Source organism: Anaerophaga thermohalophila str. Valhall, from assembly GCF_000250735.1.
In the GTDB taxonomy this organism is placed as follows: Bacteria; Bacteroidota; Bacteroidia; order Bacteroidales; family Marinilabiliaceae; genus Anaerophaga; species Anaerophaga thermohalophila_A.
In genome coordinates this window covers 1-20,201 of sequence record NZ_AHZV01000338.1, presented here as the reverse complement: position 1 = coordinate 20,201, position 20,201 = coordinate 1, and the positions used below count along the sequence as shown (strand labels likewise).

Genomic DNA, 20,201 nt, shown 5'->3' with positions numbered 1-20,201 from the left:
GAAATGTATTTATGAGTGCGACATAAAAAGCATATTTTTGTCAAAATCAAGAGGTTTAGGGTGTGTAATAACCTTGATTATATCTTTAATACCGGTAAAATCACATGCCCAAACCATCCCGAAGCCAATCCCGATACATCAACATTGGAGATACTACACTCATTAGAAGCAGAAATGCAAGGGAAATAAACGTGGAACCTTATGGCAACTTTTCCGATTACATAGCATTCTATTTTGGCGCCAGATCACCTATGCTTTATAATATTCAAAAAGGGTTTCAGGGTGTAACAAAAAGAAATCCTGAGAATATTGTTTACCTTGTGTCAACATTTGATGAAATAAAAAAAACAGGCAAACCGTATATTTTTACCGATGGACATGCTTACCATTTAATGACACAATTTTTTAACTCCGAACAACACTTGAACGAAGTGGATTGGAATGCCGTGAAACTTGTTAAATGGAACGATACAGAAGAAGACCCCGACAGAAAACGAAGAAAACAAGCTGAGTTTTTGGTTCATAGCGAAATACCATTGTCGGCAATTGTTGCATTTGTAGTGTATAACAACGATGCCAGGTCAACAGTTTTAGCTAAATTTGCTAAAACTGGTTTTTCCGGAAATATCTTAGTCAAACCAAAATGGTACTATTAAAATGATACATTTCACAACTGGAAATATCCTGAAATCTGATGCCGAAGCTTTGGTGAACACGGTAAACACAGTTGGAATAATGGGCAAAGGCATTGCCCTGGCTTTTAAAAATGAGTTTCCTGAAAATTATAAAATATATCGCCAGGCGTGCGATAACAAAGAACTTAAAACCGGCCGGGTATTGCTTACAACTACCGGGCGCTTTTCGCCAAAATACATCATCAATTTCCCAACCAAACAACATTGGCGCGGAAATTCGAAAATGGATTACATAACTGAAGGAATGAAAAACCTCGTCGAAGTTATTCGTGAGAAAAACATCAAATCAATTGCCATTCCTCCGCTGGGCAGTGGCAACGGCGGTCTCGACTGGAAATCGGTTAAACCTGTAATTCTGAACGAGCTCACACCGGTTAAAGACCAACTGGAAATATATATTTATGAACCCGGCTATAATAACCAGGCTGTACCAAACAAAAAAGAAATACAACTAACGCCTGCAAGGGCGATGTTGCTGATGGCTCTCAGTAAATACAAAGTACTTGGTTACTCCATTAATCTGCTGGTGACTCAAAAACTGGCTTATTTTATGCAACGACTTGGCGAACCGCTTAATCTGAAATTTGAAAAAGGGATTTACGGGCCATACTCGCACCAGTTGCAACATTTATTAAAATATTTAAACGGCTGGTACCTGCAATTCAGGCACGAACAAACTTCTCCGGGAACAACAATGAAACTAAACCATATCGAAAAGGTTGAAGAATACTGCAAAAACAATCTCTCTGCCCAACAAAAAGAACGGCTCGGCAGGCTCGAAACTTTAATTGAAGGTTTTGAATCGCCCTATGGCCTCGAATTGCTGGCCACGGTCGATTTTATTCAACAACAAACCAACAAAAACAAACCGGGTGATATTGAAAAAGAAATCAGCCAATGGACTAACCGGAAAAAAGAGCTGATGAAACCTTACCACATTAAAGTTGCCCACCAGCGGGTTAATAGTTTTTTTGAAACAACAGAAAAAATTTGTTGACCCGACCTGTTTGGGAACTTATAACCCGTTTGCCGATGTTTAAAGATGCACAATGTGGGGATATTTCAAATGCCGAGTGGATTGCTGATAGATTGATAAATATACTTGGTAGCGCAATTATTTAAGGTTAAGGCTAAGGTTGAGTTGAGTTGAGGTTAAGGTTGAGGTTGAGAATTCACCACATAAGAACACAGAAGAACACATAAGACAGGGTTGAATCACAGATGACAGAGATTAACCAAATTTGAAAGAGTATTTCAAATTATAAGTCCCCTTCAGGGGGCCAGGGGGTGAGCGCAAGGAATGAAATAAACGAATAGTTTAAAATAAAGATGCTAAGAGATAGCAGGTAACAAGCAACCCGGACCCAGCTAAAATAATAATCTTTTCCGAAAATTTTCGCAACGAAAAATCTCGCAACAACGAAAATGACCAATCCTTTTAAATTTGGCAGTGTAGTTGAAGATCCCTTCTTTACCAATCGGAAAAAAGAAGTAGAGTTTGTTTCCAAAACGTTGGATAGTAATAATCACCTGATTATTATCAGCCCTCGACGTTTCGGGAAAACCAGTTTAATCAGGAAAGTAATTGCCGAAACCGATCGGAAAGTGATATACCTTGATGTGCAATTAACCAATTCGGTAAATGATTTTGCCGCTCAATTGCTTAAACGAATTTACAGGGTTTGGCCAGGCGAAAAACTCAGACAGTTGGTTCGTCATTTCAGAATTATTCCAAATATTTCATTGAACCCTCTTAGCAACGAGGTGGACATCTCGTTTCAGGCTAAAGAGGCTGAAACGCCTGTACTTGAGGATGTCTTTAATCTGTTGGATAAAATTGGCTCCGAAAAGAACCGACCCGTGGTGGTATTAGATGAGTTTCAGGATATCATGAAACTTGGAACCGGGATGGATAAAACCCTGAGAGCTATTATGCAGCAGCATCAAACAGTGAATTATGTAATGTTGGGAAGTCAGGAATCTCTGATGCGTGAAATTTTTGAGGACAAAAAATCCCCTTTTTATCATTTTGGAATTCTTTTTCCACTTGAAAAAAATTGAAAAAAAACATTTTGAAAAATACTTGAGTGAAAAGTTTGCTGATATTACCGATGAGGCCGACAAAATAGCAAATGATATTCTTGATATAACCGAAGGGCATCCTTATTATACCCAGCAACTTGCTTATTATACCTGGAATCTAATTGATGAAAATTCCGAAAATCAGAATATTGTAATCAAGGCAGTGGACGAGATTATTTACCTTCATGATCATGATTATGAACGACTCTGGGCTACCTTTAACCAAACCGATAAGCAAACCATAACATTTATGGCCCTTCGCAATGATTCAAAAATCAGCCCACTTTCTCACCAGGCCGATATAGGCCCCGCCAGCACGGTTTATAGCAGTCTGAAAAGATTGATGATTACGGGTTGTGTAATCAAAACAAATAACGGGTATGAGCTGGATGATCCTTTTTTTAAGCGGTGGATTATTCAACGAAGAAATATGTGAGCAGTTTAATTTTAAATGATCAATGAGCCATTCGGCTGAGGCCAGGGTTGAGGTTAAGGCTGAGGTTGAGGTTAAGGCTGAGGCTGAGGTTGAGGTTAAGGTTCAGGATGAGAATTCACCAAATAAGAACACATAAGATAAGATTGTACCACACAGATGACACAGATTCTTTGCAAGCAAAGCGGCAGAGCCGGGCGAATACAGATTTCAATGACCAATGATCAATTATCAATGATCAATAGAGGTTGAGGCTGAGGTTAAGGTTGAGAATACACCACAGAGGACACAGAGACAGAAGGCAGAAGATAGAAGCAAGTAGAGACGCACGGCCGTGCGTCTCTCAAAAAATACACCACATAAGACCACAAAAGAACACATAAGACAGGGTTGTACCACTGATGACACAGATTAACCAAATTTGAAAGAGTATCTCTCACAAGTCCCCCCTGGGGGGATTTAGGGGGCCGCCCCCCACAACTTCTTAACTAATGACAAAAAATCACATCCATCCTGTTTTCGATAAAATTCTTACACGAGAGGACCGCGAGCGTCTTTTAAACCAGCGTGCCAAAGTAATTTGGTTTACCGGACTTTCGGGTGCCGGAAAAAGTACACTTGCTGCAGCCCTTGAAAAGGAGCTTTACAGTCGTGGGTTTCTTTGCAAACTTCTGGACGGCGATAACATACGTACAGGTATCAATAATAATCTGGGGTTTACTGATGAAGACCGAAAGGAAAACATCCGGCGAATAGCCGAAGTGTGTAAGTTGTTCCTCAACTGTGGTGTGATAACGATAGCCGCATTTATCAGTCCCACCAATGAAATTCGAAAACTGGCCAGATCTATTATAGGAGAAGAAGATTTTATAGAAATTTTTGTAAATCCTCCCCTCCAGGTTTGCGAACAACGCGATACCAAAGGCCTTTACAAAAAAGCCCGTAAAGGAGAAATTAAAAATTTTACCGGAATTTCGGCCCCGTTCGAAGCACCGGAAAACCCGGATCTGGTTATTGATACTTCTATGGTTGGTGTCGAAGAAAGTTTGAGGATGGTGATGGAAGTTTTGGAGAAAGATATACAACAAAAATAGTACTGAAATTTTATTTATTTCTAAGTAAGCACAATTTATGATGCAAACTTTTTTAATTACCGGTGCCGACGGTTTCATCGGTTCCCATCTTACCGAATATCTTTTGGAAAAAGGCTACAAAGTCAGAGCCCTGGCTCAATACAATTCATTTAACAACTGGGGGTGGCTGGAAGATATTCCGGAAAATAACAACCTGGAAATCATAACCGGCGATGTCCGTGACCCGCACTTTTGTAAGGAAATTACCAGGGGGGTAGATGTAATTTTTCATCTGGCGGCTTTAATAGCTATCCCATATTCATATGTAGCACCGGATAGCTACGTGGACACGAACGTTAAAGGGACGCTTAACATTTGCCAGGCAGCCAAAGAAAACGGTAATATCAGGGTTATCCACACTTCTACTTCCGAGGTTTATGGAACGGCCCAATATGTACCTATTGACGAAAAACACCCAAAACAACCCCAATCACCTTATTCGGCCTCTAAAATCGGAGCCGACGCCATGGCCATGAGCTTTTACAATGCTTTTGAATTGCCGGTTACCATTGCGCGACCTTTCAATACTTATGGCCCCAGACAATCTGCTCGGGCAATAATACCAACAATAATTACGCAAATTGCGAATGGCATGAAAGAGATAAAATTGGGCGATCTTTCGCCTACCCGTGATTTCAATTTTGTAAAGGACACTTGTAAAGGCTTTCTGGCACTGGCTGAAAGTGATGCTTTAATTGGCAAAGAAGTAAATATTTGTTCCAATTATGAAATCTCTATGAAGAACTTGCTGAATCTGATAAAAAGAATTATGAAATCAGATGTAAAATTCATTACTGAAGACCAACGATTAAGACCAAAAAACTCGGAGGTATTCAGGTTGTGGGGAGATAATAAACTCATTAGTGAATTAACCGGCTTTGAGCCGGATTATGATATTGAAAAAGGATTAAGAGAAACATGTGAATGGTTTAGCAATCCGGAAAATCTCAAAAAATATAAAGCAGGAATCTATAATGTGTAGAGATTGAGACTGAGGTTGAGGTTGAGAAAACCGCGGAGCGGTGACAGGAAACTAAAACTTGCACAATCATCCTGATATCAAACCAATTACACAGTAATTCCTCCGGAATGAACATAAAAAAGATGATTCGCTGCGCGAATAAAATAGTTGTCCGCGAATTTCGCTAATCTACGCGAATTATTTCTGCTTCGCAGTATCTGTTCGGCTTTGCCAAACTAAAAAATCGCTGAAAGTGGTTGTTAAATTCGCGTAATTCGTGAAATTCACGGACAACCAATCAAAATGGCGCAAGCCATTTATTAAAAATCCATCGACCCTAATTATATTATTTTCATAATATATTCCTATGAATCCAGATAATTTCCAAAATATTATCTCCTTCATCCGCCAAACCTTCAAGACTCCCGAAGGCTTCATCCCGCTTCATGAGCCCAGATTTTACGGGAACGAAAAGAAATACCTGGAAGAGTGCATCGATTCAACCTTTGTTTCCAGTGTAGGAAAGTTCGTTGATCGTTTTGAAGAAATGATTACAGAATTTACAGGTACCTCTAAAGCTGTTGTTTGTGTTAATGGCACCAATGCACTGCATTTGGCCTTACTTCTCTCCGATGTCAAACCCGGCGATGAAGTCATAACCCAACCGTTGACTTTTATTGCTACTGCCAATGCAATAAGTTATTGCAGTGCGAATCCTGTTTTTGTTGACGTAGATAGAGACACTCTGGGAATGTCGCCCCGGAAGTTGGAAGAGTGGTTGGAAGAGAATGTGGAGATGAAGGAGACTGAGGCTAAGGTTGAGGTTAAGGCTGAGAATTCTAAACCTCAAAGTCCACCTTGGGGGGATTTAGGGGGCCTCCAACCTTTTAACAAGTCCACCGGCCGTCGCATCGCTGCCTGCGTACCCATGCACACATTCGGGCATCCCTGCCGTATTGATGAAATTGTTCATATATGTAATCGCTACAACATAAAAGTTGTGGAAGATGCTGCTGAAAGTCTGGGAAGTTATTACAAGAACCAGCACACCGGAACCATCGCAGACATCGGAGTTTTAAGTTTCAACGGTAATAAAACAATAACCACCGGTGGCGGAGGAATGTTGCTCTTTAAAAACAAAGAGTTGGGTGAATACGCTAAGCATCTGACTACACAGGCAAAAGTCCCTCACAGGTGGGAGTTCCGTCACGACCACATCGGTTATAATTATCGTATGCCCAACATCAATGCTGCCTTAGGTTGCGCACAAATGGAACAGTTGCCCAAATTCCTAAAAGCTAAAAGAGAACTGGCAAAAAAATATGACGCTTTCTTCTCAACCTTAACCTCAACCTTTGTTACTGAGCCTTCCCATTCCACAAGTAACTATTGGCTCAACGCCATCCTGCTTAACAACAAAGAAGAACGCGACCAATTTCTGGAACAAACCAACAATGCCGGTGTAATGACCCGGTCTGTTTGGGAACTTATGAACCGCTTACCGATGTTTCAGGATGCACAATGTGGGGATATTTCAAATGCCGAGTGGATTGCTGATAGACTCGTGAATATACCTAGTAGCGCAATTATTTAAGATTGAGGTTAAGGTTGAGGTTATTAAGGCTAATAAATCAAAACACCCTTAAGAGAACCGCCGATCGGTGTAAGAATGGTAGGTTAAAACCACTAAGGATATCAATAAGCCGTCAAGCGGTGAAAGAAAAAGAAATATAATTTAGAAATTAACATACATCTCAACCTTAACCTTATTCTTATCCTCAGCCTCTATCTAAATCTCAACTAATGAAACCACAAATCATCCTCATTGGCGGCGGCGGACACTGCAAGTCCTGCATAGATGTAATAGAACAAGAAGGGAAGTACAAAATTGCAGGAATTGTTGATATGGCAGAAAAAGTTGGTCAATCCATTCTTGGTTATCCAATTATTGGAACGGATGATGATTTACCTGAGTTAGTTCAAGAATACAAAAATGTTATAATCACAATAGGGCAAATTAAATCAGCCTACCTAAGAATAAAGTTATACGACCAGGCCAAACAACTAAATGCTCAATTGCCGGTAATCGTAGCTCCAACCGCTTATGTCAGCAGGCATGCTTCAATTCAGGAAGGTACAATTGTTATGCATCATGCTTTAATAAATGCAGAAGCACGAATTGGCATCAATTGCATCATCAACTCAAAAGCGCTAATTGAACATGAAGCCATTATTGGTGACTTCTGCCACATTTCTACAGCCACATGTGTAAACGGACAAGTAAATATTGGGACGAATTGTTTTATTGGTAGCAATACAGTCTTGAGCAACAACATCACAATCAGTGACAATTCAATAGTTGCAGCCGGTTCGCAAGTTTTAAAGAGCCTTGCGAAACCAGGCATTTATATTGGAAATCCTTTAAGGAAAATTCGTTGAGTATACCAACATACCAGATGAAGCAGGCGTAAACCATAGCGGGAACATTGAAATGGGCAAGCTATCAATTGAAGCCACGGCCAAGTAGTGAGTTACTCTTATAAAATAAAAACAAGTACTTCTTTACCATGCTAAAAGAAAGGACAATACCACATGACGCAACTCTTCTAGAGGCATTCAAAAAAATGGATATCCTTGATAAAAAGTTGCTAGTTGTATTAAATAAAAATAAATTCTTAGGACTACTAAGTGCCGGCGACATCCAGCGGGCAATCATTCAAAACAAATCGCTTGAAACAAAGGTTGTAGATGTCTTGCGTAAAAACATTCGTATTGCCAAACCCGAAGATAGCTATGAAACCATCCGGCAAATGATGTTCGACTTTCGTATGGAACTTTGCCCGGTGGTAAATGACCAGCAGGAAATTGTTAACATTTATTTTTGGGAAGATGTTTTTCAGGAGAAGGAACCACAACCGAAAAGACGGTTTAACCTACCTGTAGTGATTATGGCAGGTGGGTTTGGAACACGGTTAAAACCGATAACCAATGTTTTGCCAAAGCCCTTAATTCCTTTAGGGGAAAAAACAATACTCGAACATATTTTCCAGCGCTTTTCAAAACAGGGCTGCAACACCTTTCATATTTCGGTGAATTACAAAGCCGAACTTATAGAATACTATCTAAAAAATCAAAACCTGCCTTATCGCTTATCATATTTTAAAGAAGATATACCAATGGGCACAGCGGGTAGCCTTTCGTTGCTGAAAGACAAAATAAAAGAAACATTTTTCGTAAGCAATTGCGACATCCTCATTGAGCAGGACTACTCGGAAATTCTCGATTACCATAAAACCAATAGAAACGACATTACCATAGTGGCAGCACTCAAGCATTACCCCATTCCCTACGGAACCATTGAGACCACCGACAACGGCCAACTGGTAAGCTTGCAGGAAAAACCTGAACTTACCTTTAAAATTAACAGCGGAATGTACATTTTAGAACCACAAGTGTTAAACCAGATACCCGAAAACCGGTTTTTCCACATTACCCATTTAATTGAAAAGGTTCACAAAAACGGCGGAAATGTGGGTGTTTTTCCGGTAAGCGAAAAAAGTTGGAAGGACATTGGAGAGTGGGACGAATACTTAAAACAGAACGGCAATGACTGAAAAACGGATTCTATTGGTTGGCGACGGTAACCATCAGTTCATTACCAATTATGTGCATTGGCTAAAGAAAGAAAAGAACAATAATTTTAAAATTGATATTTTAAGCCAGTCCACTGTAAAGGAAAAAAATAAAAAAAATTTTAACTCGATATACAGGATAAAAGATGAAAATTTCATTTACCATATTATTTCAAAAATAAAAGGTGTTCATTTACTTTATCGTCTTATTCTATATAAAAAATTACTAAAAGATTTGCCTGAATATGATGTCATTCATTTTCACTATATACGTATTGATAGTTATTTACTAGTAAACCAATTTAAAAGAAGCCAAAAGTCAAAAATAATCTTTTCCATTTGGGGCAGTGATTTATATAGGTTAAGTCCTCTTAATGAAAAAAGATTTTTTAGAGCCTGCAATAAAGCCGATATTTTAACTTTTGCCAACCAAAAGTCAATTAATCTTTTTAAAGAAAAATATAATTGGAAAAATGACAATCTTAAATTGTGTCGATTTGGCTTGGCTCCGCTTGAGAGGTTAAAAAAAATCAAATTATCAAAAAATGAGTGTAAACAAAAACTGAGCTGGAACAACAATAAACTGGCAATAACAATCGGTTACAATTCAAATCCGGCGCAACAACACCTTGAAATTCTTAAACAGTTTGACACAACAAATATTAAAAGTTTAAAAGAAAAAATACAATTGATTTTACCCGTTACTTATAATGGAACACCAAAATACAAAAATCAATTGCTGGAAAAACTAAAGCAACTCCCGTTTGAATATACCATTTACGATACATTTTTAACCGATGACAAAGTAGCTCAAATCCGGAAGGCTTCCGATGTTATGATTCAGTTGCAACTTACCGACCAGTTTTCGGGTTCCATGCAGGAGCATTTGTTTGCCCGGAATGTAGTTATTACCGGTAGTTGGCTGCCCTATGAAACCATGAAGGAACACGGAGCTTGGTTTATTGAAATTGATAAGCTGGAAGAACTCCCCAATATTATATTTGATGTAATTGGCAATTATGAAAATTATGTAAAAAAAACTAATAACAATCCGCAAGCCATTGCCGAATTGGGTTTATGGGAAAAGAATATTCACGACTGGATTGCTCTATACAAAGACTAGATGAACTTCCGTAAAACAGCCATATCAGGAATTAAATGGACAAGTGTTGGAACAATTGGTCGGGCCTTGTTTCAATTATTGCAAGTTTCTATTTTAACTCGGTTTCTGCCCAAAGAAGCGTTTGGGTTGGTGTCCATGGCATTGTTTGTGGTGCAATTCTCCAATATTTTTGTGGATATGGGCATGACATCGGCCATCCTTCACCGGCAAAATGCCACCAAAAATGAATACAGCAGCATATACTGGCTCAACATTTTTATTTCATTGTTCTTGTATGGAATTTTATTTTTTGGCGCACCAGTAGTTGCCCGTTTCTACGATGAGCCAGAGTTGCGCATGTTGGTTCCCATTCTCGGCACAAACTTGGTGCTGATGGCCAGCGGCCGGCAGCACCGTACCATCATGCAAAAACAGTTTCAGTTTAAAGCCATTGCGATTACTGAATTGATTTCCTTTTTCCTAGGGCTGATTGCAGCAACCCTGCTGGCCATAAACGGCTTTGGGGTTTACAGTTTGGTTTATTCGACATTACTTGCCTCATTTATTTCAAATGGTCTTTTTCTAATCCAGAACCAGCGATTAAATCCCATCCGGTTTCATTTCCGTTTAAAAGAAACCAAACCCTTCCTGAGAATTGGCGGGTTTACCATGGGCAGCACCTTGCTCGATTTTTTTTCGCGTGAAATGGATATCCTGATTATTGGTAAATTGCTGGGAGCCGAAAGTTTGGGCGTTTATAGTTTGGCAAAACAAATTGTTTTGAAATTGTACTCAATCGTTAATCCAATTATTTTGAATGTTTTGAGTCCAATTCTATCGTCCATTCAAAAAGAGAAAGAAAAAGTGAAACAATACTACTTAAAAGCAGTACACCTTTTGGCATCAATAAACATACCGATATATTTACTCATTATTGTACTATCAAAAGAAATATTAACCTTTGTTTATGGGCAGGATTATGCCTCAGGATTTATGGTATTAAGCTTCATAGCAGTATCATATGGTATAAACACAATTGGAAATCCGGTGGGGAGTTTGCAAATTGCCACCGGAAGAACAGATATAGGATTCAAATGGACAATACTGAGGGTGATTATTACGCCTCCGGTTATATTTGCCGGCGCGTTAATAAACATTGAAGCCGTAGCAGCATTTTATGCACTGCTTTCGTTGTTCATTATTATCCCTCTTTGGTTTATACAGCTTAAGCCAATGGCCAACATCAGCTTAAAAGAATATACAAGTCAATTCTATAAACCACTCATTTTCTTTCTTGCTGCCACATTACTCATTTATTTTTCAGGCGAGAAAGCCGAAATCAAGCACAGCATAATCGTAAATGCAATCCTTAAAGTTGCTGTCACGTTGATTGCTTTTGGTATTTTTATCCTTTTTTTCGATAAAAAGTCGGTTTTAGAAACCTATAACCTGTTTATCTCAACCATTAAACGGAAAAAATAATGTCATCATTTATATTGGATATTCAAACGAATGTGAAATCCGGGAATAGTAATGGTAAAACATTCTCACTGGAATACACCACGTCAGCTAAGTTTCAAAACGACAAAATAAATTTTGAAAAAGATGATTTTTACCTTTTACTCGACAGAATTGTATTGAATAAAAGGCATCTGTTGGAAAACAGCAATTAAATTACTTGGTCTGAATATTTGATAGAATCCTATACAAATAATGGCAACCTTTTTTTAAGCATTTAAAAAGTTCGTATTACGGTTTTCTGTTCGATAAAAAGAAAATAAATGGATTGTTTTTACCGACCACATCAGCAGTAAACCCATGTACTATGCCGAATACAACAACCACATTGTATTTTCAAATAACTACACCGGGCTGGTAAATCATTTAAAAAAGAATGGTAAAAAAGTAACCTTAAATGAACAAGGCGCCTACCTGCTTCTCTCGTATGGTTATGTATTTGAAGACATTACCATTACCAATGAAATCAAACGCCTGATGGTTGGATATTGTGCTCTTTTTCAAAATAACAAACTGAACTTTGAGAAATTTTATACATTAACCAACACTCCAATTGACATTTCGGAAAATGAAGCCATTGAGCAAATAGACAAACGATTTAGAGAAGCGGTACAATTGGCCATTGAAAAGGATAAGGAATACGGATACAAACATGTAGCTTCCTTAAGTGGAGGTCTTGATTCCCGGATGACTGTGTGGGTAGCGCACGACCTGGGCTATACCGGCCAACTCAACCTTACCTTCTCGCAAAGCAATTACCTCGACGAAACCATCCCCAAAAAAATAGCCTCCGATTTAAAACACGAATGGCTTTTTAAGGCTCTTGATAACGGAAATTTTTTGAAAAACATCGATGAAACCACTCAAATAACCGGAGGCAATGTACTTTACTATGGTTTAGCTCATGGTTTAAGTTTATACAACTACCTAAATTTTGAAAAATTAGGGATAATGCACTCAGGGCAATTGGGCGATGTTGTTATTTCTACGTTTTATTCCACTTTGAATAAAGACAAACAATTCAACTTTGGAGATGGTGCCTATTCCAAAAAACTTTTGTCAGCAATTAAACCTTTTACCTTTAAAGAAAACTACCCCAACGAGGAAATTTTCAAAATGTATATCAGGGGTTTTTATGGGGCAAACCAGGGATTGTATGGCATTATGAATTATACCGAAACCTACTCCCCTTTTTATGATATTGATTTTATGGAATTTGCATTAAGCATTCCGTTAAAGCTGCGTTTTAATCATTACATCTATAAAAAGTGGATAATGACAAAATACCCCAAAGCAGCAAACTATATATGGGAAAGTGATAAGGTTTCAGTAAATTATCCTTATTGGGTTAAAATTAAAGGAAAAAGAATTCCACTCAGCCAATTACCAACCAAGATTTTATCAAAACTGGGCATTGCAAAATATGGGCTTAATACAAAAAACAACATGAATCCACTGGAATATTGGTACAATACCAATCCTGAACTTAAAAAGGTTATGGATGGTTATTTTAATGAGAATATTGAGTTATTGAATGAATATCCTCAACTTAAGAAGGATTGTGAGAGGTTATATGTAAGGGGAAAAGGAAGTGAGAAGGTGCAGGTATTGTCTTTATTAGGGTTTCAAAAACACTTTTGAACCCTATTATTAATAAACAATCATCAACACACCTTGCTATGAACTTAATTGTAAGAAAAGACTCAATCATCAAATTATTTATCATTGCAGGGCTGTTAGTGTATTTTGTCTTAATATTTGCTGACTTCTTCCTTAATAATGATAATCTTAAGACCGTAGGCTTATATACTGCTGTTCTCTGTTTTTCTGCAGCCTATTAATTTAAACAACACACAACAATTGATATATATATATATATATTGCCGAAGGCTTACCTTTGACTTGACATGCTGTACCTGGAAAGAATTGAAGCATTTTACCAGAAAAGTGTTATGGAGCGTCATAGGCTATAATATACGGGGATTATCCCGCTTGTTAATAGCCAAGATGATCATAGAATAAATAAAAGACAAAAAAAATAGCTTGCTTAAAAAAGTTTATGAAAATACAAGGTAAAGAAAGACAATATTATATTAAATTTATTGCAAGCTTAGGTTGTTTTTTAAATTAAGGATAAATTTAGTCGATAATTTCAGTCAGGCTATCAAAAATTCCGTCGTTTTTGAGAAAAATTTGATTTTAGTTCTCAAAAAACGCCCCTTTATGGACTGACACTATTTAGTAGGATAAATTTGGTATTATGCAAAATATTCCCTTTTTCTCTGTAGTCATTCCCATATACAACAAAGGTCCCCACATTCATCGTTCCATAAGTTCGGTTTTAAACCAAACATTTCGGCATTTTGAACTTCTCTTAGTTAATGATGCCTCAACAGATAAGAGTTTAGAGGAAATTCAAAAATTTAATGATAGGCGAATAAGGATATTTCACCGCACATGCCCAGGCCCCGGTGGTTATGCAGGTCGCAATTTGGGAATTAGGAAAGCAAATGGTAGGTGGATTGCCTTTTTAGACGCAGATGATGAATGGATTCCAGATCATCTTAAAAATATGTTTGAATTAATACAAGAATTTCCTGATGAATCAGTTATAGGATCTGGTTGGAAGGAATCTTGGGGTGAAGAGACTTCTAATGAATGCTCTTTTGATCCTTATTATTTAAAATATTCAAATAGAGGAAATCATAGACTCTCTTTTGAAGATTATTTAAGAGCTGAATGCTCATACTTAAGACCCATTTGGACATCAATAGCCTGTATTCGGAGGGAATTATTAATTGTGGCTGGTGGGTTTCCTGAAAACCTCATGAAAAGAGGAGGAGATGTGGATACATGGCTCCGTTGTATTGAACAAGCAGGAGGGCTTGGCTGGAGTGCGCATGTTGGTGCCATTTACTATCGAGATTCTGTTAATATGGTAACAAAAACAAGCTGGAGTGATGCAATAGAACAACAAGAGACAATAAAAAAAATTTTGCCTAAATATTCTGGGAAATTAGCTACCTTACTAAAAAAATATTCTAATCGTAGAGTTTTAAGTGCTTGGAGGTTAAATTTTAACACTTCCAATAAGAAAAATTTCAGGTTATATAATAATTTGTATATATGGGTTGATTTAAAATTAAGTATGATTTATGTTCCGTTATCAATCCTTCCTCCTTTCTGCTATTCCTTTCTAAAGAAATTATTTCAAATGGTTTCTTTTGATTGTCACAAAAGGCTGTTAAAATAAATTGGTAATGAAAGGGATGACCAGAAATATAACAATAAATAGCAACTTGGTTAGTCTGTTTTACTTTGCTATTTTTGCAAATGCTATTTTAGGAAAAATTCGGGTTCTCGAGGTAATACTTCCTATCTTAATTTTGCCAATTCTTATAAAAATTATAAGAGATAAAGGTGTAATTAAAATTTTTTCTGAATTTAATACTCCATTAATTCTAAGTTTAATAATACTTATTATAGGGACCTTTTCTGCTTTCATTTTTATTCACGGTTTTTCTTTATATCCTATAAAAGCGCTTTTGCGATATATGTCATATTTTTTTGTGGGATTTATTGTTATGAATTTGAATGTTGAGTTAAAAATGATTCTTAAATTAGTTAGCATTATTATTTTTTTATCCCTGATTTATGTTTTAATTCAGTATTTTGCATTAAATGATTATAGACCTAGAGCATTTTTTATTCATTCTAATCATTTGGCCTACTTTTTAACCTTCTCTAGTATTGGATTATTATATAATAAGAACTTGTTTAAGTATAAAAGAAGAATTTACCTAATAGTTTTTTTTGCTTTTGTATCGATTGCTTTATCAAAAAGTTTAGGAGGATCTATTTCATTTTTATTATTTATCTATTATTATCTTTTTTTTAATCTGAAAGGGAAGATTTTTAAAATTGTTGGCGTTTTGGCTGTTTTTGTTATTTTATTTCTGAATCGTGGATATTTAGAGACTAGAATTTCTTCAATACTAACAATAGATTCGGATTTTATTCTGCAAAAGATATCTAGTGGGAATGCCGGTGGCTCAAATTCTTTGGTTTGGAGGATTGTTACATGGAGTAATATAATAAACGAAACCAAAAAAAATGACAATGTTGTTTTTGGTAATGGTCTTGAATCCACTTCCCTTATTTCTCCATATATTTTGGATAATTTACATCATGACCCACACAACTCTTATGTTCGGATATTCGCTGAAACTGGATTGGTTGGCCTGTTTTTATACCTTTTGACTTTGTTTTGGTTATTTAAGAAATTAAATAAAATAAAAAAAATAAATGATTTATCCTCAGAAGATTTAATGTCGATTAAAGGCGCAATTGTACTTTTTTTTATTTTCCTATTAGCCCAATTATCCGGAAATATTATTGTAAACCCTGTGCATATGTGGTTTATAATTTCATATTTTACAATCATTATAAAAAAACATCGAGTAACTATTTAATTATGGAAGGGAAGAAAATTGCCATTATCACTCCAATGAAGGATGAAATTACAAATTTGCCAAAATTAATCGATTCAATTAACAGCCAAGAAATAAAGATATTTTTATGGGTTATAATTGACGATAAAAGTTCGGATGGCAGTAATGAGTATTTGTTAAGAAATCGTGATAAAATCAAAAATGTAGAACACTTTCACCTTGTGCGTAGTGAGCACTTAGATGATGCATACAACCTTGGGAAAAAGTATGCCGCTGTTGTTAGTTATGGCTTTAAAGAACTAGAAAGAATAATAGACGAAATTAATGAAGAACCAGATTATATTGGAATATTAGATGCCGATTGTTTTTTAGATAAAAAGTATTATTCCAACTTACTTAAGAAATTTAAAACTTTCCCAAAATTAGGTATCGCCAGTGGAAAACTTTTTTATTTTGAAAATGGGGATAAGATTTTTCATAGATATCCAGATAGATGGGCAATTGGAGGAGTTCGGTTGTGGAGAACAGAATGCTACAAAGAATCAGGGTATATTACTGGTTATTCTGCAGATGCTTTATCAACAGCAAAAGCTCGTATGAGGGGATGGCAAGTACAATCATTTGAAGATTCTTTAGTAAAATCGCGTCCGGTTGGGAAAAATGTTAATTCTGAGTATTATGGAAAGTCAGCATATTATCGATACATCCCATTCTATTTTGTGCTCTTTAGAGTGTTTTTTTATACCCTTATTAATAAGAGAAAGCAAGTTGAAGGATATTTGAATGGATATTTGAATGCAAAGAAAGAGAAAATGACGCGTCTTTCAGACCCAGAATTGAAAAGATATTTTAAGACAATCTTATATAGGACTATTTCTGAAAACATGGTCGTTATTCGGAATAAATTTTTACTGAAACTAAAAAACTCTTGAATGTTATCTATGTTTGTAAAAAAACTGTTTACTCCTAAAAATTTATTTCCATATCAATGAGTAATAGGAAAAGAAAAGTCCTTTTTGTTTCCTCAGCAGGGGGGCACTTGGAACAATTGCTTCAATTTGAACCGTTGTTTTCAAAATATGAATATTTGATTGCAACTGAGAAAGTTGCATATAACCTGGATTTAAAAGAAAAATTTAATGTCGCTTTTCTAAAAAAGAGAGAAGGTGGAAGAGGAATTAGATTTTGGTTGGATTTTTTTCGAAACTCAATTGAAGCATTCTTTTTAATTATGAAATTTCGACCTGATATAGTTATATCAACAGGAAGTTATATAGCGATTCCCTTTTTCTTTTTTGGTAAGATATTTCAAGCGAGAACTATTTTTTTATTGAGTTATGCAAGAGTAAAAAGTCATGCAAAGTCTGCTGATATTGCCTATTTCTTTTCTGATGTTTTTATTGTTCAATGGGACTCAGCAAAAGATTTATATAAAAAAGCAATATATTTGGGAGGAGGAATTTACTAATGATATTAGTTGTATTAGGTACCGAGAAATATAGTTTTATTAGACCTTTGCAACAAATAGAAGAATTGGCAAAGGAAGGAGTGTTTGGTAATGAGGAAATTATTGTACAGTCTGGATTTACCGAGTTTAATAGTCAATATATGCAATTATATCCATTTCTGTCAAAAGCAGAACTTCAGGAGTTATATAAAAAGGCCAATTATATTATTTCTCATTCAGGGACAGGATCGGTTTTAATGGGTTGTAAATTGAATAAAAAAATAATTGTGATTCCTAGGTTGAAGAAATATAGAGAACATATTGATAACCATCAGCTTGAGTTGGTCGATGCTTTTGAAGAAAAAGGATATGTTTTAGCATGGAGAGATGGAATGTCTTTATTTAAGATTTTAGAATCGATTGAAGATTTTTCACCTCAAAAATTTATTTCAGGAAAAGAAAAATAATTGATTTTATTCAAGGTTACATTGAAGAAAAATAATTGTTTATAGCTTTTTTGCTTTACTCAAAAACCAGCCAGCTTAAAATTTGACAAATTATTGATTTTAAGCAGTTAAAAATCATTATGAAGAAATCAAGATTAACAGAAAATCAGATCGACAAGATCCTCACGGAGTAAGAAAGAGGCATAGATGCTCAGAGTTTGTGGCCTGAGCACGAAATAACTAAAGCAACGCTTTATAGTTGGTGCAATATGTATTCCGGCATAACTTGTAATGATCCTGAGATTGGTGTTGATTGGCAAATACCGGACAGCGAAGTGTTATTGTCCATAAAGTATAAAGCCTTAAAACTTTTTAAACAAACTGAGATACCATTTAGGTGGAAGATTATAGATGAAAAAACATCATTTTCCCAATTACAACACCCTCACCTACAATAGCCCCCTTCCCATTCAACGTTGGGCACATAACAAACGTTTTGAAGAGGCAATAAAAATGTTGGATGTAAAATCTGGTGACAGGGTTTTGGATTATGGCTGTGGTGACGGTCGTTTATTAGAGTTGATTAATGAAAAATACAGGGATGTTACTCTTACAGGTTATGAACCGGTTCCCGAAATGGCCGCACAAGCCTTACAGAGAGTAAACAGTTCAATTCATATTGTCAGTAATCCTGCTTCTTTAAAAGGAAGGTTTAATAAAATTGCATGTCTGGAAACCTGCGAGCATCTGCCAGAAGCAGAGCTTCAGGAGTTATTTTCAACCATAAAGCAAAAAGCTACACAAAGCGCAACAATTGTTTTTAGTGTGCCGGTGGAGACAGGATTGCCTGGTGGTATAAAGAATGTATACAGAAAGCTGAGAGGCCACAAAAAAGACAAAATGAGTTGGATGGATGTTTTAAAAACAATATTTGGAGTTAAATTAGATCGTTCGTCTCACGAAATTGCAGTGGGTTTGGATTATTATTATTCTCATGTAGGATTTAATCATCGTCTTTTTGAGCAAGTTTTAAAATCACATTTTCAAATTATTAAAGTTGTATTTTCCCCGTTTAATTTTTTAAAGAGTTTAATGGGGAATACAGTGTTTTTTGTATGTAAATTGAAATAATGACCTTCTACACCCTCCTTCACCTCCACAAGCGCATCAAAAGCCGGAAGCTGAAACTTCTGGGACTTTTGGTTGCATCGAATCTGGGGTGGCGTCATTTGTCGGTTCGTATTGATCCGTCGTTAAGTTGCAATCTGGCGTGCCGCATGTGTAATTTTAGTTCGGCGGAGTATAGAAAGAAAAACAGGGGAGCGTTTAATGCAGAAGAATTCCAGGATATAGCCCGGGTATTGTTTCCCCGGGCTTTTCAGTTAGTAGTGGGTTGTGCTGCCGAGCCGACAACCCATCCGGGATATCAGGAATTGTTCCGCCTGGCCCGAAAACATAAAGTGCCCGATGTAAGCATGGTAACCAACGGGCAACTTTTAACACGGGAAGATATAGACCTGATGGTCAGGTACGGTGTAAATGAAATCATCCTGTCGTGCCATGGCGTGAAGAAGGCCACTTATGAAAAATTCATGACCGGCGCGAGTTATGAAAAGTTTCATGAAGTACTTGCCTGGATAAAAGAAGTCAGGGATGCCGGAAATAAACACCCCGGGCTGCGTATTAATTACACCGCCAACCGTGACAATCTGGATGAACTGAAAGCATTTTTTGAGGTGTTTGGCCGTTACCCGGTCGATGTATTACAAGTGCGACCAGTGATGGATTTGGGGGGCAGATACCGTCAACAATTCACCGGAGATGACTTGCCAAAGTACAACGAAATCCTGTCACACCTTGAAGAAGCATGTCGCCGGCATAATGTCGCTTTTCTGGCCAACCGCGATGATGCCGCTTACCGTGAAGAAACCAGGGACGCCGACCTGGCAGAACTGGTCTATACTTATATCTCACCCAAAACCGCCGGTCAGTTAGGCATAACCTGGAGCAGCAGTCATTTTCGGCAATTCCGGCGGGCCGACAGGTGGCATTCACGCCTGATGAAAGCATTTTTCAGGAGAAGCAGTGGTGAAGGATGGATGACGAGATCGCTAAAATATTGAATGATCAATAGAGGCTGAGGCTGAGGCTAAGGTTGAGGTTAAGGTAAAGGTTAAGGCAAAGGTTGAGGTTAAGGTAAAGGTTAAGGTTAAGGATTACTCATAACTTGAGTCAATCAAATACGAAAAAAACAACTTATCCGAAACCATGCGGCGGGGTACCTCCTTTCAGGGGGTCAGT

20 protein-coding genes are annotated in these 20,201 nt (G+C 36.9%); all 20 read left to right on the top strand.

The features are described 5' to 3' along the window. The first annotated feature begins 104 nt into the window (after positions 1-104). The 20 genes from darT to OQ5_RS0117445 all read left to right on the top strand — a co-directional run bounded on the left by darT (position 105) and on the right by OQ5_RS0117445 (position 20,023). Positions 105-656, top strand: coding sequence for a type II toxin-antitoxin system toxin DNA ADP-ribosyl transferase DarT (gene darT, locus OQ5_RS21560; RefSeq protein ID WP_016778734.1), 552 nt, complete (start codon positions 105-107; stop codon positions 654-656). Position 657: 1 nt separating this feature from the next. After that, positions 658-1,692, top strand: a complete 1,035-nt coding sequence (gene darG / locus OQ5_RS0117535; RefSeq protein WP_016778733.1) for a type II toxin-antitoxin system antitoxin DNA ADP-ribosyl glycohydrolase DarG — start codon at positions 658-660, stop codon at positions 1,690-1,692. Between the two features lie 428 nt (positions 1,693-2,120). Then, positions 2,121-2,756, top strand: a complete 636-nt coding sequence (locus OQ5_RS22110; RefSeq protein WP_052308320.1) for an AAA family ATPase — start codon at positions 2,121-2,123, stop codon at positions 2,754-2,756. A gap of 22 nt (positions 2,757-2,778) precedes the next feature. Further along, complete coding sequence (locus tag OQ5_RS22105; protein WP_141638895.1) at positions 2,779-3,213, top strand: hypothetical protein; 435 nt, start codon at positions 2,779-2,781, stop codon at positions 3,211-3,213. A gap of 488 nt (positions 3,214-3,701) precedes the next feature. Beyond that, the gene (gene cysC, locus OQ5_RS0117520) at positions 3,702-4,304 is read left to right on the top strand and encodes an adenylyl-sulfate kinase (RefSeq protein ID WP_016778731.1); all 603 of its coding nucleotides are present in this window, start codon (positions 3,702-3,704) and stop codon (positions 4,302-4,304) included. 37 nt (positions 4,305-4,341) lie between these two features. Beyond that, entirely contained in the window at positions 4,342-5,325 is a 984-nt protein-coding gene (locus OQ5_RS0117515; protein ID WP_016778730.1) for an NAD-dependent 4,6-dehydratase LegB, read from the top strand. A gap of 346 nt (positions 5,326-5,671) precedes the next feature. Further along, positions 5,672-6,898: a LegC family aminotransferase gene (locus tag OQ5_RS0117510; RefSeq protein ID WP_016778729.1), complete on the top strand. Its 1,227-nt coding sequence runs from the start codon at positions 5,672-5,674 to the stop codon at positions 6,896-6,898. Between the two features lie 209 nt (positions 6,899-7,107). Next, on the top strand, positions 7,108-7,743 hold the full coding sequence (locus OQ5_RS0117505) for an acetyltransferase (protein WP_016778728.1): 636 nt from the start codon (positions 7,108-7,110) through the stop codon (positions 7,741-7,743). A gap of 128 nt (positions 7,744-7,871) precedes the next feature. Then, positions 7,872-8,918 carry a nucleotidyltransferase family protein gene (locus OQ5_RS0117500; RefSeq protein WP_026055374.1) on the top strand — a complete coding sequence of 349 codons (1,047 nt, stop codon included), beginning with the start codon at positions 7,872-7,874 and terminating at the stop codon, positions 8,916-8,918. After that, the gene (locus OQ5_RS0117495; RefSeq protein WP_016778726.1) at positions 8,911-10,059 is read left to right on the top strand and encodes a glycosyltransferase; all 1,149 of its coding nucleotides are present in this window, start codon (positions 8,911-8,913) and stop codon (positions 10,057-10,059) included. The genes OQ5_RS0117500 and OQ5_RS0117495 overlap by 8 nt, the downstream gene beginning before the upstream one ends. Then, complete coding sequence (locus OQ5_RS21550; RefSeq protein ID WP_016778725.1) at positions 10,060-11,520, top strand: MOP flippase family protein; 1,461 nt, start codon at positions 10,060-10,062, stop codon at positions 11,518-11,520. Next, a complete protein-coding gene (locus OQ5_RS22100) occupies positions 11,520-11,711 on the top strand; it encodes a hypothetical protein (protein WP_016778724.1) in 192 nt (63 codons plus the stop codon). The genes OQ5_RS21550 and OQ5_RS22100 overlap by 1 nt, the downstream gene beginning before the upstream one ends. Positions 11,712-11,856: 145 nt before the next feature. Next, entirely contained in the window at positions 11,857-13,197 is a 1,341-nt protein-coding gene (locus tag OQ5_RS21545) for a hypothetical protein (protein ID WP_016778723.1), read from the top strand. 619 nt (positions 13,198-13,816) lie between these two features. Beyond that, the gene (locus OQ5_RS22095) at positions 13,817-14,809 is read left to right on the top strand and encodes a glycosyltransferase family 2 protein (RefSeq protein WP_016778721.1); all 993 of its coding nucleotides are present in this window, start codon (positions 13,817-13,819) and stop codon (positions 14,807-14,809) included. A 7-nt stretch (positions 14,810-14,816) separates the two neighbouring features. After that, positions 14,817-16,028 (top strand): O-antigen ligase family protein, encoded by a 1,212-nt coding sequence (locus OQ5_RS0117470; protein ID WP_016778720.1) that lies wholly within the window; start codon positions 14,817-14,819, stop codon positions 16,026-16,028. Between the two features lie 2 nt (positions 16,029-16,030). Beyond that, positions 16,031-16,939: a glycosyltransferase family 2 protein gene (locus OQ5_RS0117465; protein WP_016778719.1), complete on the top strand. Its 909-nt coding sequence runs from the start codon at positions 16,031-16,033 to the stop codon at positions 16,937-16,939. Between the two features lie 56 nt (positions 16,940-16,995). Next, positions 16,996-17,475: a PssD/Cps14F family polysaccharide biosynthesis glycosyltransferase gene (gene pssD / locus OQ5_RS0117460; RefSeq protein ID WP_016778718.1), complete on the top strand. Its 480-nt coding sequence runs from the start codon at positions 16,996-16,998 to the stop codon at positions 17,473-17,475. After that, on the top strand, positions 17,475-17,921 hold the full coding sequence (locus tag OQ5_RS21535; protein ID WP_016778717.1) for a glycosyltransferase: 447 nt from the start codon (positions 17,475-17,477) through the stop codon (positions 17,919-17,921). The genes pssD and OQ5_RS21535 overlap by 1 nt, the downstream gene beginning before the upstream one ends. A gap of 390 nt (positions 17,922-18,311) precedes the next feature. After that, positions 18,312-19,031 (top strand): SAM-dependent methyltransferase, encoded by a 720-nt coding sequence (locus OQ5_RS0117450; protein ID WP_016778716.1) that lies wholly within the window; start codon positions 18,312-18,314, stop codon positions 19,029-19,031. After that, a complete protein-coding gene (locus tag OQ5_RS0117445) occupies positions 19,031-20,023 on the top strand; it encodes a radical SAM protein (protein ID WP_016778715.1) in 993 nt (330 codons plus the stop codon). Before OQ5_RS0117450 ends, OQ5_RS0117445 begins: the two co-directional genes overlap by 1 nt. Positions 20,024-20,201: the final 178 nt, after the last annotated feature.